Consider the following 23,986-nt stretch of genomic DNA (forward strand, 5'->3'; position numbering starts at 1 on the left):
GGGGGGCTGTTTGAGCGCCGGTGTAGAGACAGACAGCAACGTCACTGGATGCCCACCTGCGCGGGAACGACGTCTTCGATGACGCCGGTGTCGAAGACGCCCGCCTGCCCGGACGGGCAGAGCGCACCTCGTCCCGCACCCCACATGACGGATTTCTAACGCGCCCGGTTGCTAGGCTGACGGCCTTCCCCTGTCGCCGAATGGATGTCGCATGAGCACCCGCTACCTGATCCGATTGCCAGAACCCGAACAGGCGCGCGCCTCGGGCGAATATGCCATCCGTGCGCAGGGCGCAGCCGGCATCGCCGCCGAGCTGCAGGACGCGCTGCGTGGCGACACGTTGTTCGCCCGCTGGCGCGACCAGCAGCCGGATCCGGACGAGGTGGATCCGGCGCTCGGCATCACCGATCCGGCGGCGCAGGTCAGCGGCGAAGACCGCGACCTCGGCGTCGACCTCGTCGTGACCACCGCGATCTCCAGCACCGTGCTCAAGCACCGTCTGCGGCTGCTGGCCGGCAGCGCCTGGGAGCTGCGCGACGTCCGCGCCGGCTGACGTGGCCACCGCGCCCACGCCGGTGCTCCTGTCCTGGAGCGGCGGCAAGGACGCGGCCTGGGCACTGCATGTGCTGCGGCAGCGCGACGATGTCGACGTCGTCGGCCTCGTCACGACGATTACCGAAGGGTATGAGCGCATCTCGATGCAGGGCATCCGCGTCGAGGTGCTGCATGCACAGGCGCGCGCCGCAGGCCTGCCGGTGATCGAGGCGCGGATGCCGCAGGCCGCCGACAACACGATCTACGAAGCCGTCTTTGCCGAAGCACTGGCCACGGCGCGCACGCGCTGGCCCACGCTGCGCACGGTCGCGTTCGGCGATCTGTTCCTGGACGACATCCGCGCCTGGCGCGTGGCGCAGTGCGCGAAGCTCGACTGGGAGGCGGTGTTTCCGCTGTTCGGCCGCGACACGCTCGCGCTCGCCCACGAGATGCAGGCGCAGGGCCTGTGCGCCGCGCTGTGCTGCGTCGACACCACGCAGCTCGATGCACGGTTCGCCGGCTGCATTTTCGACGGCGTGCTGCTCGAGGCATTGCCCCCGCAGATCGATCCCTGCGGTGAGCACGGCGAATTCCATACCTGCGTCTACGACGGACCGATGTTCGCCGCGCCGCTGCACCTCGCGCAGGGCGGGACCGTGCTGCGCGACGCGCGATTCGCCTACACCGACTTCCGTCTGCGGGCCTGAGCGGCGCCGGTCATCGTTCGGGCGGCAGTGCGTCGAGCACGCGCTGGCCGCGACCGGTGGTCTCGGGCAGCACATGCGCATCGGTGGCCACCAGCACGGTGCCCGCGCGCAACCGCGGCAGCACGCGTTCGACGAATCCGGGCGGCACCTGCACGCCGGCGAGCAGCGCGGGATCGAGCGCCTGGCCGGCGTCGGCCTCACGGCCGGGTACCGCGATCGCCTGCCACTGCGGCAGCTGCCCGTCCGGCACGCCGTCCACGTGCACCGGCAGTGTGCCGGTCCCCATCACGTAGACGTGGGTGCCGCGCGCGGCGTCTCGCGTCGGCACGACGACACGCGCGCGTCCGACCTCGCGTCCGTCGCCGAGTGCGATCAGCCGCTGGTCGCTGCGGCTGAGCACCAGCGACAGCGCGCCGGTCGCCGCGGCGTCGCCGGTCCAGCGCCAGGGCTGGCCATCGTCGAGCGGCAGCACCGTGACCGCAGCGCCGCTGGTCGGATCGACCGGCGCGAGCAGGCCCGGATGCACGGCGTCGGCGGACGCATGACCGTCCTCGGCGATGACCACGGTCATGCCCAAAGTCGTCGCGGCGAACAGGCGACGCGCGAACTCGGTCGGCAGGTGCACGCAGCCGTGCGATTCCGGATAGCCCGGCAGTCCGCCTGCATGCAGGGCGACGCCGTCCCAGGTCAGCCGCTCCTGGAACGGCATCGGGGCGTTGTTGTACGTGCTCGAGTGGTGGTCCCGATCCTTCTGCAGGATGGTGAACACACCGGTCGGCGTCGCATGCCCGGGTTTGCCGGTGCTGACCGTGGTCACCGCGATCCGCAGGCCGTTGCGATAGACGTAACCGCGCTGCTCGTCGAGGCTGACGACCATCACCATCGGCCCCAGTGCGGGATCGTCGCCCGCCCAGATCCAGTCGCCGGGCTTCAACTGGCCGGGCGGCGTGTCGACCGCGCTGGACGCATCCGCGCCCCAGTGCGGTGTCGCCGCCAGTCCGGGCAGCGTTGACAGGGCCAGACAGCACAGCAGCAGCATCCTTTGCAGCGTCATGGTCGATCTCCCGGACAGGTCGGGGCGACGCTAGCACGCACGCCGTGCGGGGCCGATACACGCACCCCGCACCGCATCCCTGGACGGGCCGTCAGTCGCGCAGCGCCTTCGCGTGATGCGCGATGTGCGCGCCGATGAAGCTGGCGATGAAGTAGTAGCTGTGGTCGTAACCGGGCTGCAGGCGCAGCTCGATCGGGTGGCCGGCCGCCTCGCACGCCGCCTGCAGCAGCTGCGGCTTGAGCTGGCCATCGAGGAACTCGTCGGCATCGCCTTGGTCGATCAGCAGCGGCAGGCGCTCGGTCGCGTGTTCCACCAGCGCGGTCGCATCAAAGGCACGCCATGCCGCGGAGTCGTCGCCGAGGTATGCGCCGAAGGCCTTTTCGCCCCACGGCACCTGGCTGGGCGCGACGATCGGCGAGAACGCCGACACGCTGCGATAGCGGCCGGGATTCTTCAGCGCGATCACCAGCGCGCCATGACCGCCCATCGAATGACCGCTGATCGCGCGCGCGCCATTCGCAGGCAGTTCGGCCTCGACCAGCGCCGGCAGTTCGTGCACGACGTAGTCGTACATGCGGTAGTGCGTGGACCAGGGCTGCTGCGTCGCGTCGACGTAGAAGCCGGCGCCCTTGCCGAGATCGTAGCCCTCGGCATCGGGCACGTCGTCGCCGCGCGGGCTGGTGTCGGGCGCGACGAGGATCACGCCGTGCTCGGCCGCATAGCGCTGCGCGCCGGCCTTGGTGATGAAGTTCTGCTCGTTGCAGGTCAGGCCCGACAGCCAGTACAGCACCGGCAGCTTCGCGGTCTCGGCCTGCGGCGGCAGGTAGACCGCGAAGCGCATCGTGCAGCCGAGCGTGGTCGATGCGTGTTCGTAGACGTCCTGCCAGCCGCCGAAGCAGGTGCGGTGTTCGATGCGCGCGAGCGTCATGTCAATGGACCTGCTGATCGTCGGAGAGACGGATCTCGTAGGTCTTGAGCACCTCCGGATCGCCCTTGCCTTCGATGCGTCCGGCCTGCGCGAGCGCGCGGATGCGCAGCACGTAGACCACTTCCGGCAGATCCTCGTAGGCGTCGGGTGCGGCGATCATCACGCCGGAGGCGATGAAGCCGGCCTTCTTCCAGCTGCGGTCGAGCGCCGAGAGGATCGCCTGGTCGATCTGCATCAGATCCCCGTCGTCGAGGGCCGCGATCGCGTCGCGTGCGTCCTCTTCGAGATCGAGATGCGCGACGGCGGCTTCGAGTGCGGACTTGTCCATGAAGGCGGCCATCAGAAATGCACCACGGTGCGGATCGACTTGCCGGCATGCATCAGGTCGAAGGCTTCGTTGATGTCGTCCAGCCCCATCGTGTGGGTGACGAAGGGTTCGAGATCGATACGCCCCGCCATCGCGTCCTCCACCATGCCCGGCAACTGGGTGCGGCCCTTGACCCCGCCGAAGGCCGACCCGCGCCAGACGCGCCCGGTGACCAGCTGGAACGGACGCGTGCTGATCTCCTGGCCGGCGCCGGCGACGCCGATGATGACGCTCTCGCCCCAGCCCTTGTGGCAGCACTCGAGCGCGGCGCGCATCACGTTGACGTTGCCGATGCACTCGAACGAGAAGTCGACGCCGCCGTCGGTCAGCTCGACGATGACCTCCTGGATCGGCTTGTCATGGTCCTTCGGGTTGATGCAGTCGGTCGCGCCCATCGAGGTCGCGAGTGCGAACTTGCCGGCATTGGTGTCGATCGCGAGGATCCGGCTGGCGCCGGCCTGCACCGCGCCCTGGATCACCGCGAGGCCGATGCCGCCGAGTCCGAACACCGCGACCGTGTCACCGGCCTTGACCTTGGCCGTGTTGTGCACCGCGCCGATACCGGTGGTGACGCCGCAGCCGAGCAGGCAGACCTGCTCCGGGTTCGCCTCGGGGTTGATCTTCGCCAGCGAGATCTCGTTGACCACCGTGTATTCGCTGAACGTGCTGCAGCCCATGTAGTGGTAGATCGGCTCGCCGTTGTAGGAGAAGCGCGTGGTGCCGTCCGGCATCAGGCCCTTGCCCTGGGTGGCGCGCACCTTCTGGCACAGGTTGGTCTTGCCCGACAGGCAGAACTTGCACTCGCGGCATTCGGCCGTGTACAGCGGGATGACGTGGTCGCCGGGCGCGAGCGAGGTCACGCCTTCGCCGACCTCGACCACGATGCCCGCGCCCTCGTGGCCCAGCACGCTCGGGAAGATGCCCTCCGGATCGTCGCCAGACAGCGTGAACGCATCGGTATGGCAGACGCCGGTGTGGGTGATCTTCACCAGCACCTCGCCCTTCTGCGGCGGGGCGACGTCGATCTCGACGATCTTCAGCGGTTCGCCAGCGGCGAACGCGACGGCGGCACGTGACTTCATAGGAAACTCCGGGAAACGATGGTTACTTGAGATAGGTGCGCACGAGCGCGACGGCATCGTCGACGCTGGCGCGGCGGTGTTCGGGCGAGTCGCTCGGCTGGCCGAGTTCCTCGCGCAGGTGGCTTTCGAGCACGCCGGACATCAGGCCGTTGACCGCGCCGCGCAACGCGGCGAGCTGTTGCAGCACGGGACCGCATTCGGCGCCGGCTTCCAGCGCACGCTCGAGCGCATCGAGCTGCCCGCGCATGCGGCGCACGCGCAGCAGGACACGCTTTTTTTCCTCGGGCGAATGCGGCATGGCAGGGGTCCGGCGCTATACTCTGGGGGAGTATAACGCGCCCTGGAGCAGGCGGTCGTGACAGGGCGCTGCCCGCACCGTGCAGCGCCCTCTGCCAGACGACATCGGTATCTGCGAGGTGTCGCGCTGCCCACACAGCGACAACGGCACGCTCACGCCGGACGCTCAGTCCCGTTTCGGCATCGCCGCATCATCGAGCGCATTCGCGCGCTGCCACGCCGGGCGTGCCTGCAACCGCTCGACATAGTCCACGAACGCCGGACGCGCCGGGAGCGACTTGAACATCAGTCCCCAGGCGACCTGGCTGCCGACGTAGACATCGGCCGCGGTGAAGCGCGGCCCGGTGAGCCAGGGCGTCGCATCGGAGACCGCGCGCTCCAGCGCATCGACCGTCTGCTCGAAGCTGCCATATCCGACCATCTGCGCGCGCTCTGCCGGCGCCAGCAGGCCCAGCGATTTCGCCGTCACCGCGGCTTCCACCGGTCCCGCGGCGAAGAACAGCCAACGGTAATATGCGGCGCGCGCCGGTGGTGCGTCGTCGGGCAGCAGGTCCGCCTCGGGAAAGGCATGGGCCAGATACGCGCAGATCGCGGCGGCCTCGGTCACCACCGCCTCGCCATGCACCAGGGCAGGCACCTTGCCCATCGGATTGAGCGCCAGGAACGCCGTCGACTTCATCGCGTCGCCATAGTCCAGCACCTCGGTGCGGTAGGGCTGGCCGGTTTCCTCGAGCATCCAGCGCGCGATGCGCCCGCGCGACATCGGATTGGTATAGAGCACAAGATCGTCAGAAGCCATGACGCACACCGTAGATGGAGACGATGCGAGTGTGCACGCCTGCCAGCGACGGCGGCAGACCCCACGTGCCGTTTCAGCCGGACGCGGGCGTCGCGGGCGTGGCGCCGCTATTGGCCGCGACGTGCTCGAGCACGAACGTCTCGCGGTGGATCGACAGGCCCATACGCGGATCCGCGCGCTGCAGCACCGCCCGGTTGTGGGCAATCGCGTCCTGCAGGTTCACCCAGACCGGGCGCATGCCGTTGGCCTGCTCGTAGGGCTCCATCCGGACATCGCCGAGCGTCGCATCGATCGCACAGTCGTAGAAATGGGACGTCATGTGCATCAGGTCGTAGACCGGGGAGCGGTCGGGGCGGTACTCCTCGACGATGCCGTACTCGCGCAGGATCCGGATACGCGTGGCGCCCGTCTCCTCCGACAGTTCGCGATGCAGCGCCGCCACAGGTGTTTCGCCGTCGGCGATGCCGCCGCCTGGAAAGCTGAAATCGTCGTAGCGCTCGGTGTACAGCAGCAGGATCGACGTCTCGCGCTGCACGATGGCGCGCGCGGCATGGCGGCGCAGCACGCGCCCCTCGCGCGTGGTAAGCGCGGGGTGGACCAGTTCGGTGATCAATCGCATCGTCAGACTCCGGCGGAACGGCGCGCAGTGTGACCCGGGCGCCGCCGCCCGGGTAGCCGCATCCGCGCGGATCTCAGCCGGTGTTCTGGATGCCCGCCGCGATGCCGTTGACCGTGGAGACCAGTGCGCTGAGCAAGGCCTCGTCCTCGCGGTCGCTCGCGCGCCAGCGACGCAGCAGTTCGACCTGCAGCAGGCTGATCGGATCGACATAGGGATTGCGCAGGCGGATCGACAGCTGCAGGCGATAGTCGTCGGCCAGCAGTACGTCCTGTTCCTTCAGCAGCAGGATCGCATCGCGCGTGCGCAGACATTCGTCGAGGATGCCGGGAAAGAACGCGTCGTGCGCATCGCCGGCGAGACGCGAGTAGCGCTCGAAGATCGCGATATCGGTCTTGGCCAGCAGCATTTCCACGTCGTCGAGCGCGGCGCTGAAGAACGGCCAGTCGCGCGCCAGCTCGGTCATCGTCTGTTGGCCGTAGGTCTGGATGCCGTGCTGCAGCGCGGTGCCGAGTCCATACCAGCCGGTCAACCCGGAACGGTTCTGCGCCCACGCAAACACCCACGGAATCGCACGCAGGTTGGAGATGCCGCCATCGCGCCGGCGCGACGGACGCGAGCCGATCTGCAGGCGCTCGATGACGTCGATCGGCGTGGCCGCGCGGAAGTAGTCGGGGAAATCGGCGCGCTCGTGCACCAGCGCGCGGTAATGCGCACGCGAGACGTCGGCCAGATCCGTCGCGATCGCGCGCCAAGTGTCCTCGCGCGGATCGGGCGCGCGTGGACGCAGCGTCGCCTGCAGCACGGCCGCAGTCGACTGCTCGAGATTGCGCAGCGCCAGCGCGCGGATGCCGTACTTGCGATGGATGACCTCGCCCTGCTCGGTCACGCGCAGGCTGCCGTCGACGGAGCCGCGCGGGGCGGCATTGATCGCGCGTCCGGTCTTGCCGCCACCGCGGCTCACCGAGCCGCCGCGGCCGTGGAAGAACACGATGCGCACACCCGCATCGCGGGCCAGCGCGGTGAGTTCGACCTGGGTGCGCTGCAGCGCCCAGCGCGAGGCCAGCAGACCGCCGTCCTTCGCGCTGTCGGAATAGCCCAGCATCACCGTCTGGCGTTCGCCACGGGAAGCCAGATGCGCGCGATAACGCGGGTCGTCGAACAACGCGCGCATCACCGCCGGCGCGGCCTGCAGGTCGTCGACGGTCTCGAACAGCGGTGCCACGTCGAGCGGCACCTGGCCGTCTTCGATGCAGCCCGCAATGCGCGCCAGCGCCAGTACCGCGAGCGCATCGGCGGCGCTGCGCGCCATGGAAATGATGTACAGGCCCGTCGCCGATGCGCCATGACTGCGGCGCAGGTCGGTCACCGCATCGAACACGCCGAGCGTCGAGGCGACGCTGTCGTGCGACAGCGCCCCGTTGGCTTTCGGCGGTGCGTCGAGCATCGCGTGCAGACGCTCGACGCGTGCGTCGACATCGAGTCCGGCCCAGTCGCTGCCGTCGATCTGACCGAGCACATCGTCGTGCACCGCCGAATCCTGGCGCAGGTCGAGCGCGGCGAGATGGAAGCCGAACGTGCGCGCGCGCCACAGCAGGCGATCGAGCGCGAACAGGCCGGCGTGCGCACCGCGATTGCCGCGCAGGCTCGTCTCCATCAGCTCGATGTCGGCAAGAAACGCATCAGCATCGGCGTAGCCGGCGCGATGGTCGGCATCGGTCAGGCGCAACCGCAGCTGCATCAGGTCGAGCAGGCGCCGATAGGGCATGTCGGCGTGCCGCGGGTTGAGCGCCGCGTCGGCGTCGGGAAGCCGGCGCCTGTAGTCGTCGACGCGGGCGTTGATCGAATCGTCGATCGTCGCGCGGCCCAGGGTCTGGGTCAGCACGTTGCCGAGCCCGCGCAGGTCGCGGCGGTACTGCGCCAGTGCCTGGCTGCGCTGCGCGCCGAGAGCGGCGCGCATGGTGTCGGCGTTGACGTTCGGATTGCCGTCCATGTCGCCACCGACCCAGGTGCCGAACCGCAGCACCTGCGGCAGCGACGGGCGCGCGCCATAGACGGACTCGATCGCATCCCCGAGCGCCTCGTAGAACACCGGCAGCACGCGATACAGCACGTTCGACAGGTAATAGCCGACGTGCTCGACCTCGTCGGCGACGGTCGGCTTGCGCGCAGGGGATTCGGAGGTCTGCCACGCCGAGGTCAGCGCCAGCACGATGCGCGCATCGTCGGCGCGGCGCTCGGTCGGCGTGCGCTCGCGGTCGATGTCGGCGATCAGGCGCTCGACGATCGTGCGTTCCTTCTCCAGCAGTACCCGCCGCACGGCTTCTGTCGGATGTGCGGTGAACACCGGCTCGATGTGCAGGCGCGCGAGCGTCGCTTCGAGCTGCGGCAGGTCGACGCCGGCAGCCTTCAATTCGTGCAGTGTCGATTCCAGCCCGCCTGGCTGCGGCGCATCGCCGGTGCGCTGGTAGTCGCGACGGCGGCGGATGCGGTGCACGTGCTCGGCCAGATTGATCGCGCCGAAATACGCCGCGAATGCGCGCACCAGCGCGTCGGCATCGTCGAGTGACACATCGGCCAGGCCATCGGCCAGCGTGTCGACCGGCGCACCGGTTTCACGCCGTGCGATCGCCGCGCGGCGGACGGCTTCCACCTGGTCGAGCAAGGCAGGTGAGACCTGCTCGGACAGCATGTCGCCGACCATCGCGCCGAGGCGGCGGACGTCGTCGCGGAGCAGGGTGTCGGTCTTCGCAAAGCCGACTTCGCGCAAGGAAGTGGGGTGTTCGTCGTGGGCATTCATCCGACCACGTTACACAAGCCCCGCGTGACTGTCGTGCAAGCCGTGCGTCAGTACGCGAACTCGCGGAACACGCGGTCGATATCGCCCTGCCAGGGCCCGTGATACAGCGCGAGCTTGCGTTCGGCTGGTGTTTCGCCGGACTCCACGATCTCGATCAACGCATCGAGAAACACCCGCTCGTCCTGGCCGCTCGAATTGCGCCTGGCGCGGCGCTGCAGCCCGGCGGCCGCGATCTTCAATGCCTCGATCGCCAGGTCGCGCAGGGTGCCGTCGCGGAACGGAGTCTTGAGCGCGTGCCGCGGCACGTCGTCGCGCAGCGCGTTGCGCTCGACCATCGTGAAGTCGCGCACCAGATCCCAGGCGGCATCGAGGGCTGCATCGTCGTACAGCAGCCCGGTCCAGAACGCGGGCAGTGCGCACAGCCGGTTCCAGGGACCGCCATCGGCGCCGCGCATTTCCAGATACTTCTTCAGCCGCACTTCGGGGAAGGCGGTGGTCATGTGGTCGTTCCAGTCGCGCAAGCTCGGCAACTGGCCCGGCAGCACAGGCAGTTCGCCGCGCATGAAGTCGCGGAAGCTCATGCCGGCGGCGTCGTGATAGACGCCGTCGCGGTAGGAGAAGTACATCGGCACGTCGAGCAGGTAGTCGACGTAGCGCTCGTAGCCGAAGCCGTCCTCGAATACGAAGTCGAGCATGCCGGTGCGGTCGGCGTCGGTATCGGTCCAGATGTGCGAGCGGTAGCTCAGGTATCCGTTGGGCTTGCCCTCGGTGAACGGCGAATCGGCGAACAGCGCGGTCGCGACCGGCTGCAGCGCCAGCGACACGCGGAACTTCTTCACCATGTCGGCTTCGGTCGCGTAGTCGAGGTTGACCTGGACCGTGCAGGTGCGGGTCATCATGTCGAGGCCGAGATCGCCGACCTTGGGCATGTAGTCGCGCATGATCCGGTAGCGGCCCTTGGGCATCCACGGCATCTCGTCGCGACGCCACTTGGGCTGGAAGCCCATGCCCAGGAACCCCAGGCGCAGTTCGTCGGCGACGCTCTTGACCTCGAACAGGTGGGCGCCGACTTCGCTGCAGGTCTGGTGGATGGTTTCCAGCGGCGCGCCCGACAGCTCCAGCTGGCCGGCCGGCTCCAGCGTCACCGACGCCCCGTCCTTGAGCAGGGCGATCGTGTGGCCGCCTTCGTCGACCGGCTCCCAGCCGAAGCGGGTCAACCCGCGCAGCAGCGCCTCGATGCCGCGGTCGCCCTCGAACGTGGGCGCGTGCAGATCGTCGAGCCGGAAGCCGAACTTCTCGTGCTCGGTGCCGATCCGCCAGTCGCCGATCGGCTTCTCGCCCGAGGCCAGCACCTCGACCAGGGTGTTGCGGTCGGTGATGGGGGATTCGCTGACGTGGCTGGGACTGGACACGGACACTCGCTGCGGCGAAGGAAGAAAGCGCCGGCTTGCCGGCCCGCGCACTATAGCGGCTGGCCCCTTCCTCCAAAGCGACGCCGGCGCGCCCGCTGTGTTCCGTGGCGCGGCACCGCGCAGGGCTACACTCGCTCGACCACCGCTCCCCCGCGGGACGGGGAAACGGACATGACCGATCGCCTCGCGACGCCGCATCCGCGTGAGGACCACCGGACCATGCGCTCGGGCTGGCTGCGCGCCGCCGTGCTGGGCGCCAACGACGGCATCGTGTCGGTATCCGGCCTGGTGGTCGGCGTGGCCGCTGCCGGCGCGACCCAGCCGGTGCTGCTGATGACCGGGATCGCCGGCGCCGTGGCAGGCGCGATGTCGATGGCTGCAGGCGAATATGTCTCAGTGCAGTCGCAGGCGGATACCGAGCGGGCCGACCTGGCCCGCGAAGCCGACGAACTGGCCAGCCAGCCGGCGTTCGAACACGAGGAACTGGCCGCGATCTGGGTGCAGCGCGGGCTCGACCCCGCGCTTGCTCAAGAGGTGGCCACGCAGTTGACCGCGCACGACGCGTTGCGCGCGCATGCCCGCGACGAACTCGGGATCACCGACACCCTGCGCGCCCGCCCGGTGCAGGCCGCGCTTGCATCGGCGGCAGCCTTCATCGTCGGCGCGGCGCTGCCGCTATTGGCTGCGCTGGCCGCGCCGCCGACCCGGATCGTGGCGGTGATCTGGATCGCCACACTGGCCGCGCTGCTGCTGTCGGGCGCGGTCGCCGCGCACGCAGGAGGCGCGAGCAGCTGGCGCGGTGCACTCCGCGTGGCGTTCTGGGGCGCGCTGGCAATGGCCGCGACCAGCGCGATCGGGCGCCTGTTCGACGTCGCGATGTAGCCCGACGCCGATCGCCTCAGGACGAGGGCTTGGCGACCGGTCGCCCGATCTCCAGCCAGCGCGCGATGACCCCACGGGCCTCGTCGATGCCGATGTTGGTTTCGCCGGAGAAGGTCTGCACGCTGACCTTGTCGCCGTGCAGGGCCAGCAGTTCCTTGCGCACCGCCTGCAGAGTGTTGCCGGCCGCGCCGCGCCCGAGCTTGTCGGCCTTGGTCAGCAGCGCGTGCGCCGGCATGCCGTGTTCGACCGCGAACGCGATCATCTGGCGGTCGTATTCCTTCAGCGGATGGCGGATATCCATCACCACCACCAACCCCTTCAGCGCTTCGCGTTCGCGGAAGTACTGCGCCAGGAACGCCTGCCAGTGCGCCTTCAGATCGCGCGGCACCTTGGCGTAGCCGTAGCCGGGCAGGTCGACGAGGAAGCGATTGTCGTGCGGCGGGAAGTCGAAGAACACCAGCTGCTGGGTGCGGCCTGGCGTCTTGGACACGCGCGCCAGCGCGTTCTGCTGGCACAGCGCGTTGAGCGCGCTGGACTTGCCGGCGTTGGAGCGACCCGCGAACGCGACCTCGAATCCGCCGTCGGGCGGAAGCTGCTGCGGGGTGTGGGCGGCCAACAGGTATTTGGCGCGTGCGAAGGGATTGGACATCGCAATAGCTTGGCACGACCCGCGTCGGCTTGCCCGAGCGGTTTGACCCGCCCGGTGCGGGCCAACATAATCCGACGGACTTGCGGCCGGCACCTGTCGGACCGGCATTCAAGGATCTCGGAGCCCAGCAATGCGCCACGCTCGCGTCATTGGTATCGCCGGTCTTGTCGTCATCGCCGTGGGCGCAGTCGCGTTCGCGCAGTCCACCGTGCAGCCGTTGCCGGACGCGCCGGCAGTGGAAACACGGAACATCGACGACAACGCCGTCGCCGAACTCGCCAAGACCACACACGGGGATCCGCTCAAGGGTGCCCAGCTCGCCGGCGCCTGCGCCGCGTGCCACGGCCTCGACGGCAACGCCGACGCCGACCCCAGCCTGTATCCGCGCATCGCCGGCCAGAGCGAGCGCTACATGGCCCGCCAGCTGGCGCTGTTCAAGAGCGGCGAGCGCGTCAACGCGATCATGCAGCCGTTCGCGATGCCGCTCAGCGCGCAGGACATGCGCGATCTCGGCGCGCACTTCGCCCAGCAGACCAGCGGCGCCGGCATTGCCGACGATGCCGTGGTCGAAGCCGGCCCCTACGAGGGCATGAAGTTCTTCGAGGTCGGCCAGAAGCTGTTCCGCAGCGGCGACACCGAGCGCGGCATCCCGGCCTGCATGGCGTGCCATGGCCCCGCGGGCAGCGGCAATCCGGGCCCGGCGTATCCGCATGTCGGCGGCCAGCAGGCCTGGTACAGCTCCGGGCGGCTCTACGCCTACCGCGAAGGCCAGACCAGCGAAGCCGACAAGCATCTGTTCAACGTCATGGCCGCGGTCGCCAAGACGCTGACCGACGAAGAGATCGAAGCCGTGTCGAGCTACATGCAGGGCCTGCATGCGCGCCCCGATCCGACGATGCTGGCCGCGATCGAGGCCCAGGCCGCGTCGATGCCGGCGCCGGCGGTGCCGGCCGAAGCCCAGGCCGTGCCGGCCACCGATGCGACTGCCGATGAAGCGCTCGACGCCACGGAACCCGCGCCGGCACCGGCGCCCCAGACGCCGTGATGCGATCCCCGGTGCCGGTGTCCGGCACCTTGTCGACGTGAGCCCGCATCTCCATCTTTCACGCCGTGCCGATGGCGGTCCCCGCGGTTCCGCGCGCAGTGGCCGACGCGGGCACGGCGTCAGCTTTCCGGAGTAACCCGACGATGCCGTCCCTGCCCCGCGCCTGGCGCCACCTGTTCGCGATCGCCGCGCTCGCTGTATCCGCGTGGCTGCCGGCCGCCGCGCAGACCACGGCGCCGGTCGAGGGTGTCGACTACGCGGTGATCGCCGACGGCCAGCCCTGGCAGCCGCTCGACGGCAGGATCGAAGTCGTCGAAGTCTTCTCCTACGGTTGCGTGCACTGCTTCCACTTCCAGAAGCTGGTCGACACCTGGCGTGCGAAGGCGCCGCGCGACGTGCGCTTCACCTATCTGCCGGCGGCGTTCTCGGCCGGCGACAACTTCGCCCGCGGCTTCTTCGTCGCCCAGGCCCAGCGCATCGATGCGCGCAGCCATCACGCGGTGTTTTCGGCCGTGCACGAAAGCGCCGTGCTGCCGCGCAGCGGGGCGAGCATCGAGGCGATCGCCGCGTTCTATGCCACCCAGGGCGCGCGGTCGCAGGCGCGCTTCGCCGAAGCGATGGCCAGTCCGGCGACCGACGAAAAGCTGAACGCCGCGCGGGCGTTCGCAGTGCGCAGTGGCGTGGAAGGCACGCCCACGCTCATCATCAACGGCCGTTACCGGGTGATGGGTCGGCGGCTGGAGGACATCCTCGTGATTGCCGACCAGCTGATCGCACGCGAACGCGACAGCGCCCGGCGCTGACGCCCGCCGCCCATCGAACGATTTCCTTCGAGAGACCGACCATGAAGATCCGCCACACCCTGCTCCTGATGCTCGCGCCCGTCCTGCTCATGGCCTGCAGCCAGCAGCCGGATCCTGCGGCCGCGCCGGACGCCGCGTCCACGATGCCGGCCCAGACCGCGCCTGCAGCGCCCGCCGCCGATGCCGCGCCGGTCGGCGATGCTGCCGCGCCGACCGATCCGCAGGCCGAGGCGCCCGCCGCCAACAGCAATCCCGTCGTCGCCCCGCAGGGGCCGGCGCCGGTCGCCGGCACCGACTACGTCGAGATCCAGGGCGGTCAGCCGTTCGCCAACGCCTCGGGCGAGATCGAAGTCGCCGAGGTGTTCGCCTACTGGTGTGGCCACTGCGCCGCGTTCGAGCCGCTGGTCAATGCGTGGAAGGCGCGCCTGCCGGGTGACGTGAACTTCGTCGCGCTGCCGGCCGTGTTCGACGACAGCGACAACTTCCCGCGCGCGTTCTTCGCCTCCGAGACGATGGGCACGCTGGCGCGTACCCACAACGCCACGTTCAACGCGATCCACATCGAGAAGACGCTGCGCCCGAACGCCGACGCCGCCGCGATCGCCGCGTTCTACGGCTCGCTGGGCATCGACCAGGCCCGCTTCACCAGCACCATGCAGAGTTTCGCGGTCAACGCCAACCTCGGCCGCGCCCGCCAGTTCGCCGTGCGCAGCGGTGTCAACGCGACGCCGACGATCGTCGTCAACGGCAAGTACCGCGTGATCGGCGGCAAGTCGCTGGAAGACATCCTGCGCATCACCGACCACCTGGTCGCGATGGAGCGTGCGGCGCAGTAAGCGTCCGACGTTGTGAAACATTCCGATATGCAGGCCTCCGCCGAGGCGTCGCGCACGCTCAAACTGCTGAGCGCGAACATCCAGGCCGGCTCCAGCACGCGTCGCTACAGCGACTACGCGACGCGCAGCTGGTCCCACGTGCTGCCGGCCGGCAAGCGCACGGCGCTCGACGCCATCGCCACGCTCGCCGGCACGCACGACATCGTCGGGCTGCAGGAAGCCGACCCGGGCAGCTGGCGTTCCGGGTTCACCAACCAGACGCACTACCTCGCCGAACGCGGCGGCTTCGAGTACTGGACCCACCAGCCGAACCGGCGCGTGGGCGCGGTCGCGTCCAGTGCCAACGGCCTGCTGAGCCGGCTGGAGCCGATCGAAGTCGTCAACCACGCCCTGCCCGGCCGCATTTCAGGCCGCGGCGTGCTGCTGAGCCGTTTCGGCGAGGGCGACGAGGGTCTGGTGGTCGCGGTCGCGCATCTGTCGCTGGGCGCGCAATCGCGACTGTCGCAACTGTCGTTCATCGCCGAAGTGCTGGCCGATCACCCGCATGCAGTGCTGATGGGCGACTTCAACTGCACCTCGGACCGGCCGGAGATGTCGGTGCTCTATCGCCAGACCGGCCTGCAGCCGCCGGCCTGCGCGGTGCACACCTTCCCCAGCTGGCGCCCGCAGCGCGCGATCGACCACATCCTGGTCACCGGCAATCTCAAGTGCGCCGAGATGAAGGCGCTGCCGGCTGCGTTCTCGGACCATCTGGCGCTGTCGACCGAACTGCAGGTGCCCGAGGCGGCGCTGCGGCGTTAGGGGTTCGTCACGTTCCGTAGGATGGGTAGAGCGCAGCGAAACCCGTCATTGCGGTGCTGCCGCTCGCGATCACAGCGCGCGGAATCGGCATGCGCGAACGGAGAATCTCGCGACCTACTGCCCTCACCCCAACTCCTCTCCCAAAGGGAGAGGGGCTTTGATCCCATGCCCTCCCGGATGCAGGCAGCGGCGATGACGACGTTGGGTTTCGCTGCGATCTACCCATCCTGCGACTGCAGAAAAGCCCGCCCCCGTTGAACCGGGAGAGGGCTTGATGGCGCAATCCGGCAGGGCGCTTCGCGCAGATCTGCCGGTTTCAGCGACGGTCGAACCCGATCAGAAATCGATACCCAGCCGCGCGTAGATGAAGCGGCCCGGGAGGTCGTAGGTCGAGGCGTCGTAGCCGTTGAGGCTGCAGCTCAGGCACACCGGCGGTGCCTTGCCGGTGACGTTGTTGACGCCCAGCGCCAGACGCGTGCCCTTGAGCCAGGCGGTGTTGCGCCAGGACAGCTGCAGGTCGTGGTAGGTGGTCGAGCCCAGGCCGTTGAGATCGTTGTCGCTGTCGTCGCAGATCGGGAAGCCGTTGGCGCCGCCGCAGGATTCGACGAGGCTGTCGATGTAGCGCACCGTCCACGCCAGAGACCAGGGACCGCGGGTCCAGTCGGTGACCAGGGTGCCGCTCCACTCGGGAATCGCGCTGTTGTTGACCTCGATGCCCGGGCGACGCGGCTCGAGTTCGCCGGTCTCGTTCGCCAGTTCGTAGCGCGTGACCCACGTGGTCTTGGCGTCGAAGCGCAGGCGGCCCCAGTCGCGCTCGGGCAGCGTCCAGCCGGCGGTGAAATCCCAGCCGTCGGTCTTGATGGTGCCGAGATTGGCCAGGATGTCGTCGAAGCGGATGATCTGGCCACGATCGCTGCGGTCGTAGGACGCGCAGGAGAACGGATCGCGCGTGGCGATGCAGCGCTCGAGGATCGCTTGCGCATCGGGCGCCTGGATCGCATCGTCGATGTGGTGGCGATAGAAGGTCACGCCGAGATCGACGCGGTCCGACCACCACACTTCGTCGGCGAACGACGGGCTCCACACCGAGCCGATCATCAGGCTGCGGCTGCGCTCGGGTTCGAGGTCCGCATTGCCCGAGGTCACGACCGAGATCTGCGAATTGGTCTGCTCGTAGCCGGCCGGCACGCCGTCGGCGGCGCAGGCGGGCGACAGCACGGCAGCGCCGGAACACGGATCGACCAGGGTCGCGTCGAAGCGGCTCAGCGTGCCGTAGAGCTCGCCGATCGACGGCGCGCGGAAGCCTTCTGCGTAGCTCATCCGGAACAGCAGTTCGTCGACCGGCTGCCAGCGCAGGCCGACCTTGCCGGTGGTCTCGCCGCCGAAGGTCGAATAGTCGGAATACCGGCCGGCGATGCTGAGGTCCAGCGTCTCGCCGAACACGGTGTCGCGCATCAACGGCACGCTGAACTCCGCGTAGGCCTCGTTGACGTCGTAGTCGCCGCGGGTGATGCCCGAGGGCACGCCGTTGTACTCGCCGGCGACGGTGATCGGATCCGGCGTGTAGCTGCCTTCGTACTTGCGGTACTCGACGCCCGCCGCGAACGCCAGCGGGCCGGCCCACATCTCGAACAGGTCGCCGGTGACGTTGGCCGAGGCCAGGGTGAGCGTGTTGCTGCTTTCGTCGCGGACCACCGGCTGGATGAAAGCGAGCATCTGCGGCGTGATCGTGCCTGGGCCACCGAACAGATCGAGCGGCGTGCAGCCGGCGATCGCCGCGCACGCGGCCGGATCACCCAGCGCCTCGTTGATGCGGCGGATGTTGTAGCTGCCGGTATTGGTCTGCTCGGCGCGGCTCTGGCTGCGCACCAGGTTCACGTCCCAGTTCCAGGTGCGCACGCCGACCCCGAACGTGCCTTCGAGGCCGCCGGCCGCGTACCAGGTCTCGACGTCCTGCCGGTAGCGACGCGGGCCGCCTTCGACCGGACGGCGCGCGAGCAGGAACAGGTTCGGGTTGTCGCCCTCGGTGGTGAGGTCGAAACCGAACGGATTGAACGGATTGAGCGCGGAGATGGTGAGCGTGCTTTCGGCGAACGGGTTGTACACGCCGGCGTCGGTGCCGAGGAAGATCGGCTCGGGCGCGGCCTGGTTGGCCGAGGTGCGTTCGTTGTAGAGCACGCGCGCGTAGGCCGAGACCTGCGGCGTGAACTCGAAGCGCACCTGGCCGAACACCGACTTGCGCTCCGACGGCGTCAGCAGCAGGTTGTTCGGCGCGAAGTTGTAGCGGTTAGCCGTGGTGAACGGGATGTAGTCCTCGATCGTCGTGCCATTCGGAAAGCTCGCCCCGTTCGGCAGCGTGATGTTGCATGTGGCCGAGCCCGGAATCGGTGCCCCACTGTCGTCGGTCCCCAGAGGGCACCGCCCCCCGTACGTGTTGTTGCCGTCCACGGGGGCGAAAACGAATCGCCCGCCTGGCGTCGCCGAGCTGCCGTTCGCGAGCCCGGTGCCAGGCACCGGCACGCTGGCGTTGGCGAACTTCGACGAGGCGATCTCGCGTTGCTTGTAGTACGAGGCGCCGAGGAACCACTGCGCGCGTTCGCTGCTGCCGCCCCAGCCCAGGTCCGCGCCCCAGGTCGCGCCGCCGAGATCGTCGTACTCGCCGTAGTGCAGGTCGAGCGTGCCGCCTTCGGCATCGCGCCGGGTGATGATGTTGACCACGCCGGCGATGGCGTCGGAGCCGTAGATCGACGAGGCGCCGTCTTCCAGCACTTCGATGCGGTCGATCAGCGCGAGCGGGATCGTATTGAGATCGACCGCCGAGCCGACACCCGAGGCCGAGGATTCGTTGACCCAGCGGATGCCGTCCACCAGCACCAGCACGCGCTTGGCGCCCAGATGCCGCAGATCCACCGTCGCCGCGCCCGCGCCCACGCCGCCGCCATCGGGCGGGAATCCGAAGTTGCCGCTCGAATTGAACTTGGTGTTGAGCGCCGCGCCGCTGGCGGTGAGGTTCTGCACGATGTCGGCGACCGAGGTGAAACCGCTGCGGTCGATGTCCTCGCGCGTGAGCACCTGCACCGGCACCGCGGTTTCCAGTTCGGCCTTGCGGATACGCGAGCCGGTGACCTGGACCGTATCGAGCGTACGCGCCTCGGGCTGCGGGTCCGGCGTCTGGGCGGAAGCGGCGGCAGGCAGGGCCAGCAGCAACGACAGCTGGACCGCGGCGGCCAGCCGGTGGCGGGGGATCGACGTCATGTGTGAGCTCCAGTGGTGCGGATGGTCTGTCGGCGCCCCCGTGCCGCCGACGCTTCCTTGTAACGAATCGTTAACCTGGCCGCACCTGGGGTCAACCCCAGCTTGACTGCAGGCGGTCAGTCCGGGATGTCGCCTGCGGTCGCGAGGACCGGCAACGCCGCCGCCTGCTCGGCCACTGCGCGCACCCGCGTATCCGCGGCGTCCATGTCGAAGCCGTGCGCCACGTACCAGTCCGGGTTGTAGTAGCTGTGCGCGTACCGCTCGCCGCCGTCGCACAGGATGCTGACGATCGAACCGCTGCGACCCGCGGCGCGCATCGCGTGGGCGACATGCAGCACGCCGATGACATTGGTGCCGGTGGACCCGCCGACGCGACGGCCCAGGCGCGTATTGGTCCAGCGCATCGCCGCGAGGCTCAGCGCGTCGGGCACCTTGAGCATCGCGTCGACGCAGCCGGGAATGAAGCTGGCTTCCGCGCGCGGACGCCCGATGCCCTCGATGCGCGACGAGGGCGCAACGGCATCGGCATCGCCGGAGGTGTCACCGTCGATGCAGCGCGTGTAATGGGCGAAGAACGCGGAATGCTCGGGATCGGCGCACAGCACGCGCGTGTCATAGCCGCGGTAGCGCGCGTAGCGGCCGATCGTCGCGCTGGTGCCGCCGGTGCCGGCGCTGCAGACGATCCAGCGCGGGACCGGATGCGCTTCCTGCGCCATCTGCTTGAAGATCGATTCGGCGATGTTGTTGTTCGCGCGCCAGTCGGTGGCACGCTCGGCGTAGGTGAACTGGTCCATGAAGTGACCGCCGGTCTCGCGCGCGAGCTGCATAGAGGCCTCGCCGATGCCGCAGGCGCTGGGCACCAGATGGCAGCGGCCGCCGTGGAATTCGATCGCGGCGATCTTCTCCGGCGAGGTCGACGCCGGCATCACTGCGACGAAGGGCAGCCCCAGCAGCCGCGCGAAATACGCTTCCGAGACTGCAGTCGAACCGCTCGACGCCTCGACCACCGTGCTGCCCGCATGCAACCAGCCGTTGGCCAGCGCATAAAGGAACAGCGAGCGCGCGAGCCGGTGCTTGAGGCTGCCGGTCGGATGGCTGGATTCGTCCTTGAGATAGACGTCGATGCCGGGAAAACCCGGCAGCGCCAGCGGAATCAGATGGGTGTCGGCCGAGCGGTTGAAATCGGCTTCGATCTTGCGGATGGCCTGGGCCACCCAGTCGCGCTGGGACATGGGGCACTCGCGGAAGACGTCGACGCGCCGTAGTGGGCCTGCGGCGCGGCGCACAGCTTACGCCGGGCGGTGGGAGTGCGCTCGGAGGTGCAGATCACGACACAGGATTCCGGCGCCTCCTAAGGGTGTTGAGCACGAGGCCCCGCCCTCACCCGACGCGCTGCGCGCGTCGACCCCGGATCGAGTCCGGGGCAGGCTCTCTCCCGGAGGGAGAGGTGCTCAGTGACCGATTGATCAGACTGCGCCGCTCAACCCAGACGACGCCGCACGATGCGGTCGAATACCGCCGCCGCGACCGGCAGCAGGCCGTCGTCGAAACGGAACGTCGGGTGGTGGCACATCGCGCTGTCCATGCCGAGGAACAGGTAGGCGCCGGGCCACTGTTCGAGCATGTAGGAGAAATCGTCGGAAAACGGATACGCGCGCAGGTCGGTCTTCACGTGCTCGGCGCCGAGCACGTCTGCGATCGCATCGGCCGCGAGCGCAGCCTGCTCCGGCGCGTTGATGCACGGCGGGCAGGCATGCGGAATCTCGAGCGCGATGCGGCAGCCGGACATCTGCGCATGGCCCTCGCACAACGCGCGCAGGCGCTTGAGCAGTTCGTCGTGCACGTCCTTCGACAGCGAACGGATCGTGCCGCTGAGCGTGGCCGTCGACGGGATGATGTTGTGCGTGGTGCCAGCCTGCAGCGAGCCGACGTTGATCAGCGCCGCTTCCATCGGATCGATGTGGCGGCCGACGATCGCGCCGATGTCCACAGCCAGGCGCGCCGCGACCTGCAGCGGATCGTTCGCGCGATGCGGCGCGGCGGCGTGACCGCCGACACCTTCGATCGCGATCTCGAACACCGCCAGCGACTGCAGCGTGGCGCCGCTGCGCACGCTGGCCTCGCCGGTCGGCAGCGCCGGCATGTTGTGGAAGGCGTAGACCTCGTCACAGGGCCAGCGCGCGAAGAGGCCGTCTTCGATCATCCGGATCGCGCCGCGTCCGCCTTCTTCGGCCGGCTGGAAGATCAGCACCACGCGGCCGCTGGCCGGCGGATGCGCGACCAGGTGCCGCGCGGTGCCGAGCAGTGCGGACGTGTGGCCGTCGTGCCCGCAGGTATGCGCCACGCCCGGCCGCTGCGAGCGATACGGCAGTTCGCCCCGCTCGTCGGCGACCTCGTCCATCGGCAGCGCGTCCATGTCGGCGCGCAGGCCGATCGACAGGCCTGGTTTGCCGCTGTCGATCACCGCGACCACGCCCGTGCCGCCGAGGCCCGTATGCACGTCGAGGCCCAGCGCGCGCAATTCACGGATGACCAGCGCCGAGGTCCTTTCTTCCTCGAAGCCGAGCTCGGGCCACGCATGGATCTCATGGCGCCACGCAGTCATCTGCGGCGCCAGTGCGGCGATGGAATCGGGAATGGCGGGGGCGGCAGTGGTCATGGACGGTCCAACGAAAAAAGGGAAAGAATCACAGGAACAGCAGGCTCGCGCCGATGCAGTACAGGAACACCGCGAACACGCGCTTGAGCGCGGCGCCGCTGATCGCATGCGCCAGCCGCGTGCCGTACGGCGCGGCGATCACCGAGGCGAGTGCGATGCCGATCGCGCCCGGCAGATACACATACCCCCACGACACGCCCGGCAGCACATCCGCCGGCGCCTGCAGCGCGTAACCCGCGGCCGCGGCGAAGGCGATGAAGACGCCGCAGGCCGACGACGTGCCGACCGCGCGCACCGGCGACACGCACCGCCACACCAGCAGCGGCACGGTCAAGCCGCCACCCCCGATGCCGACGATCGACGACAGCACGCCGATGCCGACACCCGCGCCCGACAATCCGACGCCGGTCGGCACCACCGTATCGCCACCAGCCGGCGGCGTGCGCGACAGCAGCAACTGCGTACCGACGACGCCGCAATACGCGATGACGCAATAGCGCAGCACGTCGCCGTCGAGCAGCACCGCCAACCAGCTGCCGATCCAGCCGCCGAGCATCATGCCCGGCACCATCCACGCGACCGTGGGCCACAACACGCTGCGTCGCAGGTGATGCGCGCGCGCCGACGACAGCCCGGTCAGGATGATGCTCGCCAGCGCCGTTGCGAGCGCGGTGTGCATCGCCGCGTCCTGCGGCACGCCGTAGAGCGGCAGCAACCAGACCAGCGCGGTCACCAGCACCAGCCCGCCGCCGATGCCGAGCAGGCCGGCGAGCACGCCCGCGACCGCACCGAGCAACGGGAAGCAGAGCATCGACCAGGTCAGCATTTTTCGAAGACGCCTTGTGCAGCGGAACGCCGTGTGCGACGCACGCAGCGCACTGAAGCCCTCCCCGCGCGCGCGGGGTGAGCGCGATCCTCTTGCGCGGTACTGCCGCGCGGATCGAGCGAGCGACAGGCGCGCTGATCGAGCGAGCGACGGGCGCGCGGCGGCGGGCCGGACGGGTTGAGTGGGGGCCAAACCATCAGATCGAATGGAACGTTCGACTTGAGCGGAATGACGCTCCGGGAATCACGCATCTCTGCACACAGACCGTTCGCCCCCATCCCAACCTTCCCCCGTATACGGGGGAAAGCGGTGAGCTTCGCTCGGTCGTAGTGGTGAATAAAACGCCACGAATCCGATCAAGTCCACTCGATCGCAATCGCAGCAGCCGCCTCACGCGCCGTTGCCCGCGCCGCATCCACATCGGCGCCACGCGCGAGCGTCACGCCGACCCGACGCTGGCCTTCGACGCGCGGCTTGCCGAACAGGCGCAGCGCGCTATCGGGCGACTGCAGCGCGGCATCGATGTTCGAGAACACCGGCACGCCGGTGCCCTGCGCCAGCAGCGCGCAGGACGCCGCGATGCCGTGCTGCACGACGTCGTCGGCATCGACCGGAATCGGCAGGCCGAGAATCGCGCGCGCATGCAGCGCGAATTCGCTGAGATCCTGCGAGGCCAGCGTCACCAGACCGGTGTCGTGCGGACGCGGCGAGACTTCGCTGAACCAGACGTCGTCGCCCTTGACGAACAGTTCGACGCCGAACACGCCGCGGCCGCCGAGATCGTCGGTCACCGCACGCGCCACGTCGCGCGCACGTTGCAGCGCGGCCGGTGACATCGGTTGCGGCTGCCAGCTCTCGCGGTAGTCGCCGGCGATCTGCACATGGCCGATCGGCGCGCAGAACGCGGTGCCGCCGGCGTGGCGCACGGTCAGCAGGGTGATCTCGTAATCAAAATCGATGAAGCCTTCCACGATGCAGCGGCCCGCACCGGCGCGGCCGCCGGTCTGCGCGTAGTCCCACGCGGCGTCGATGTCGGCATCGGAGCGCACCGTGCTCTGGCCCTTGCCCGACGAGGACATCACCGGCTTGACCACGCACGGCAGGCCGACAGCGTCGATCGCGGCGCGGTATTCCTCGCGCGTGTCGACGAAGCGGTACGGCGACGTCGGCAGGCCCAGCGTCTCGGCGGCGAGCCGGCGGATGCCTTCGCGATCCATCGTCAGGCGCGTCGCGCGTGCGGTCGGCACGACCTTGAGTCCTTCCTGCTCGAGCGCAACCAGGGTGTCGGTGTGGATCGCCTCGATTTCGGGCACGACCAGATGCGGCTGCTCCTGCGCGATCAGCGCGCGCAGTGCGGCCGGATCGAGCATGTCGAGCACGTGGCTGCGATGCGCGACCTGCATCGCCGGCGCATCGGCATAGCGGTCGGCCGCGATCACCTCGACGCCGAAGCGCTGCAGCTCGATCGCCACTTCCTTGCCCAGTTCGCCCGAGCCGAGCAGCAGCACGCGGGTGGCGGAGGGAGACAGCGGCGTGCCGAGAGTGATCATGTGCGCGGGCCGGGAAGCGTTTGGGGACGACGATTCTAAAGCCTCGGCGCCCGCGGCTCCGGCGCAGCGCGCCTGCGAAGGGCG

The 23,986-nt window shown here is 69.1% G+C and carries 22 protein-coding genes; 7 read left to right on the plus strand and 15 right to left on the minus strand.

Annotation, left to right across the window (positions count from 1 at the left end):
* Window positions 1-211 precede the first annotated feature (211 nt).
* Window positions 212-553, plus strand: coding sequence for a hypothetical protein (locus AC3IRM_RS15520; protein ID WP_489203984.1), 342 nt, complete (start codon window positions 212-214; stop codon window positions 551-553).
* 1 nt (window position 554) lies between these two features.
* Window positions 555-1,241, plus strand: a complete 687-nt coding sequence (locus AC3IRM_RS15525) for a Dph6-related ATP pyrophosphatase (protein WP_489203985.1) — start codon at window positions 555-557, stop codon at window positions 1,239-1,241.
* 10 nt (window positions 1,242-1,251) lie between these two features.
* On the opposite strand, the gene AC3IRM_RS15530 is transcribed toward AC3IRM_RS15525, so the two are convergent.
* The 9 genes from AC3IRM_RS15530 to AC3IRM_RS15570 all read right to left on the minus strand — a co-directional run bounded on the left by AC3IRM_RS15530 (window position 1,252) and on the right by AC3IRM_RS15570 (window position 10,596).
* Window positions 1,252-2,295 carry a L,D-transpeptidase gene (locus AC3IRM_RS15530; RefSeq protein ID WP_489203986.1) on the minus strand — a complete coding sequence of 348 codons (1,044 nt, stop codon included), beginning with the start codon at window positions 2,293-2,295 and terminating at the stop codon, window positions 1,252-1,254.
* A gap of 91 nt (window positions 2,296-2,386) precedes the next feature.
* Window positions 2,387-3,223 (minus strand): S-formylglutathione hydrolase, encoded by an 837-nt coding sequence (gene fghA, locus AC3IRM_RS15535; protein WP_489203987.1) that lies wholly within the window; start codon window positions 3,221-3,223, stop codon window positions 2,387-2,389.
* A 1-nt stretch (window position 3,224) separates the two neighbouring features.
* The gene (locus tag AC3IRM_RS15540) at window positions 3,225-3,563 is read right to left on the minus strand and encodes a DUF3658 domain-containing protein (RefSeq protein ID WP_489203988.1); all 339 of its coding nucleotides are present in this window, start codon (window positions 3,561-3,563) and stop codon (window positions 3,225-3,227) included.
* Window positions 3,563-4,672: an S-(hydroxymethyl)glutathione dehydrogenase/class III alcohol dehydrogenase gene (locus AC3IRM_RS15545; protein WP_489203989.1), complete on the minus strand. Its 1,110-nt coding sequence runs from the start codon at window positions 4,670-4,672 to the stop codon at window positions 3,563-3,565. The genes AC3IRM_RS15540 and AC3IRM_RS15545 overlap by 1 nt, the downstream gene beginning before the upstream one ends.
* A gap of 22 nt (window positions 4,673-4,694) precedes the next feature.
* On the minus strand, window positions 4,695-4,970 hold the full coding sequence (gene frmR / locus AC3IRM_RS15550; RefSeq protein ID WP_489203990.1) for a formaldehyde-responsive transcriptional repressor FrmR: 276 nt from the start codon (window positions 4,968-4,970) through the stop codon (window positions 4,695-4,697).
* A gap of 165 nt (window positions 4,971-5,135) precedes the next feature.
* Entirely contained in the window at window positions 5,136-5,768 is a 633-nt protein-coding gene (locus AC3IRM_RS15555; protein WP_489203991.1) for a glutathione S-transferase family protein, read from the minus strand.
* Window positions 5,769-5,841: 73 nt separating this feature from the next.
* Window positions 5,842-6,387 (minus strand): NUDIX domain-containing protein, encoded by a 546-nt coding sequence (locus AC3IRM_RS15560; RefSeq protein ID WP_489203992.1) that lies wholly within the window; start codon window positions 6,385-6,387, stop codon window positions 5,842-5,844.
* A 73-nt stretch (window positions 6,388-6,460) separates the two neighbouring features.
* The gene (ppc, locus tag AC3IRM_RS15565) at window positions 6,461-9,184 is read right to left on the minus strand and encodes a phosphoenolpyruvate carboxylase (protein ID WP_489203993.1); all 2,724 of its coding nucleotides are present in this window, start codon (window positions 9,182-9,184) and stop codon (window positions 6,461-6,463) included.
* Window positions 9,185-9,231: 47 nt separating this feature from the next.
* Window positions 9,232-10,596, minus strand: a complete 1,365-nt coding sequence (locus tag AC3IRM_RS15570) for a glutamate--cysteine ligase (RefSeq protein ID WP_489203994.1) — start codon at window positions 10,594-10,596, stop codon at window positions 9,232-9,234.
* A gap of 171 nt (window positions 10,597-10,767) precedes the next feature.
* Between AC3IRM_RS15570 and AC3IRM_RS15575 the strand changes: the two genes are divergently transcribed.
* Window positions 10,768-11,478 carry a VIT1/CCC1 transporter family protein gene (locus AC3IRM_RS15575; protein ID WP_489203995.1) on the plus strand — a complete coding sequence of 237 codons (711 nt, stop codon included), beginning with the start codon at window positions 10,768-10,770 and terminating at the stop codon, window positions 11,476-11,478.
* 16 nt (window positions 11,479-11,494) lie between these two features.
* Here the strand turns inward: AC3IRM_RS15575 and yihA are convergent, their stop codons facing one another.
* Window positions 11,495-12,127: a ribosome biogenesis GTP-binding protein YihA/YsxC gene (gene yihA, locus AC3IRM_RS15580; RefSeq protein WP_489203996.1), complete on the minus strand. Its 633-nt coding sequence runs from the start codon at window positions 12,125-12,127 to the stop codon at window positions 11,495-11,497.
* A gap of 130 nt (window positions 12,128-12,257) precedes the next feature.
* On the opposite strand from yihA, the gene AC3IRM_RS15585 reads away from it, so the two are divergent.
* The 4 genes from AC3IRM_RS15585 (at window position 12,258) to AC3IRM_RS15600 (ending at window position 15,612) form a co-directional block, all read left to right on the plus strand.
* Entirely contained in the window at window positions 12,258-13,172 is a 915-nt protein-coding gene (locus AC3IRM_RS15585) for a c-type cytochrome (RefSeq protein ID WP_489203997.1), read from the plus strand.
* A 143-nt stretch (window positions 13,173-13,315) separates the two neighbouring features.
* Window positions 13,316-13,975, plus strand: a complete 660-nt coding sequence (locus AC3IRM_RS15590; RefSeq protein WP_489203998.1) for a thiol:disulfide interchange protein DsbA/DsbL — start codon at window positions 13,316-13,318, stop codon at window positions 13,973-13,975.
* A gap of 41 nt (window positions 13,976-14,016) precedes the next feature.
* Entirely contained in the window at window positions 14,017-14,811 is a 795-nt protein-coding gene (locus tag AC3IRM_RS15595) for a thiol:disulfide interchange protein DsbA/DsbL (RefSeq protein WP_489203999.1), read from the plus strand.
* A 27-nt stretch (window positions 14,812-14,838) separates the two neighbouring features.
* Complete coding sequence (locus tag AC3IRM_RS15600) at window positions 14,839-15,612, plus strand: endonuclease/exonuclease/phosphatase family protein (RefSeq protein ID WP_489205947.1); 774 nt, start codon at window positions 14,839-14,841, stop codon at window positions 15,610-15,612.
* Window positions 15,613-15,948: 336 nt separating this feature from the next.
* On the opposite strand, the gene AC3IRM_RS15605 is transcribed toward AC3IRM_RS15600, so the two are convergent.
* From AC3IRM_RS15605 to purT, 5 genes are all read right to left on the minus strand, one after another.
* On the minus strand, window positions 15,949-18,867 hold the full coding sequence (locus tag AC3IRM_RS15605) for a TonB-dependent receptor plug domain-containing protein (RefSeq protein WP_489204000.1): 2,919 nt from the start codon (window positions 18,865-18,867) through the stop codon (window positions 15,949-15,951).
* A gap of 116 nt (window positions 18,868-18,983) precedes the next feature.
* Window positions 18,984-20,099 carry a PLP-dependent cysteine synthase family protein gene (locus AC3IRM_RS15610; protein WP_489204001.1) on the minus strand — a complete coding sequence of 372 codons (1,116 nt, stop codon included), beginning with the start codon at window positions 20,097-20,099 and terminating at the stop codon, window positions 18,984-18,986.
* Between the two features lie 248 nt (window positions 20,100-20,347).
* Window positions 20,348-21,526: an amidohydrolase gene (locus AC3IRM_RS15615; protein WP_489204002.1), complete on the minus strand. Its 1,179-nt coding sequence runs from the start codon at window positions 21,524-21,526 to the stop codon at window positions 20,348-20,350.
* 28 nt (window positions 21,527-21,554) lie between these two features.
* Entirely contained in the window at window positions 21,555-22,352 is a 798-nt protein-coding gene (locus AC3IRM_RS15620) for a sulfite exporter TauE/SafE family protein (RefSeq protein ID WP_489204003.1), read from the minus strand.
* 356 nt (window positions 22,353-22,708) lie between these two features.
* A complete protein-coding gene (gene purT / locus AC3IRM_RS15625; RefSeq protein WP_489204004.1) occupies window positions 22,709-23,902 on the minus strand; it encodes a formate-dependent phosphoribosylglycinamide formyltransferase in 1,194 nt (397 codons plus the stop codon).
* Window positions 23,903-23,986: the final 84 nt, after the last annotated feature.

The organism is Luteimonas sp. KH_071 (assembly GCF_057838005.1).

Bases quoted from the DNA above. Each gene is read 5' to 3' on its own strand.
- AC3IRM_RS15520 (WP_489203984.1), top strand. From the start codon at position 212: ATGAGCACCCGCTACCTGATCCGATTGCCAGAACCCGAACAGGCGCGC.
- AC3IRM_RS15530 (WP_489203986.1), bottom strand. From the start codon at position 2,295: ATGACGCTGCAAAGGATGCTGCTGCTGTGCTGTCTGGCCCTGTCAACG.
- fghA (WP_489203987.1), bottom strand. From the start codon at position 3,223: ATGACGCTCGCGCGCATCGAACACCGCACCTGCTTCGGCGGCTGGCAG.
- AC3IRM_RS15540 (WP_489203988.1), bottom strand. From the start codon at position 3,563: ATGGCCGCCTTCATGGACAAGTCCGCACTCGAAGCCGCCGTCGCGCAT.
- AC3IRM_RS15545 (WP_489203989.1), bottom strand. From the start codon at position 4,672: ATGAAGTCACGTGCCGCCGTCGCGTTCGCCGCTGGCGAACCGCTGAAG.
- frmR (WP_489203990.1), bottom strand. From the start codon at position 4,970: ATGCCGCATTCGCCCGAGGAAAAAAAGCGTGTCCTGCTGCGCGTGCGC.
- AC3IRM_RS15555 (WP_489203991.1), bottom strand. From the start codon at position 5,768: ATGGCTTCTGACGATCTTGTGCTCTATACCAATCCGATGTCGCGCGGG.
- AC3IRM_RS15560 (WP_489203992.1), bottom strand. From the start codon at position 6,387: ATGCGATTGATCACCGAACTGGTCCACCCCGCGCTTACCACGCGCGAG.
- ppc (WP_489203993.1), bottom strand. From the start codon at position 9,184: ATGAATGCCCACGACGAACACCCCACTTCCTTGCGCGAAGTCGGCTTT.
- AC3IRM_RS15575 (WP_489203995.1), top strand. From the start codon at position 10,768: ATGACCGATCGCCTCGCGACGCCGCATCCGCGTGAGGACCACCGGACC.
- yihA (WP_489203996.1), bottom strand. From the start codon at position 12,127: ATGTCCAATCCCTTCGCACGCGCCAAATACCTGTTGGCCGCCCACACC.
- AC3IRM_RS15585 (WP_489203997.1), top strand. From the start codon at position 12,258: ATGCGCCACGCTCGCGTCATTGGTATCGCCGGTCTTGTCGTCATCGCC.
- AC3IRM_RS15590 (WP_489203998.1), top strand. From the start codon at position 13,316: ATGCCGTCCCTGCCCCGCGCCTGGCGCCACCTGTTCGCGATCGCCGCG.
- AC3IRM_RS15595 (WP_489203999.1), top strand. From the start codon at position 14,017: ATGAAGATCCGCCACACCCTGCTCCTGATGCTCGCGCCCGTCCTGCTC.
- AC3IRM_RS15600 (WP_489205947.1), top strand. From the start codon at position 14,839: ATGCAGGCCTCCGCCGAGGCGTCGCGCACGCTCAAACTGCTGAGCGCG.
- AC3IRM_RS15605 (WP_489204000.1), bottom strand. From the start codon at position 18,867: ATGACGTCGATCCCCCGCCACCGGCTGGCCGCCGCGGTCCAGCTGTCG.
- AC3IRM_RS15610 (WP_489204001.1), bottom strand. From the start codon at position 20,099: ATGTCCCAGCGCGACTGGGTGGCCCAGGCCATCCGCAAGATCGAAGCC.
- AC3IRM_RS15615 (WP_489204002.1), bottom strand. From the start codon at position 21,526: ATGACCACTGCCGCCCCCGCCATTCCCGATTCCATCGCCGCACTGGCG.
- AC3IRM_RS15620 (WP_489204003.1), bottom strand. From the start codon at position 22,352: ATGCTGACCTGGTCGATGCTCTGCTTCCCGTTGCTCGGTGCGGTCGCG.
- purT (WP_489204004.1), bottom strand. From the start codon at position 23,902: ATGATCACTCTCGGCACGCCGCTGTCTCCCTCCGCCACCCGCGTGCTG.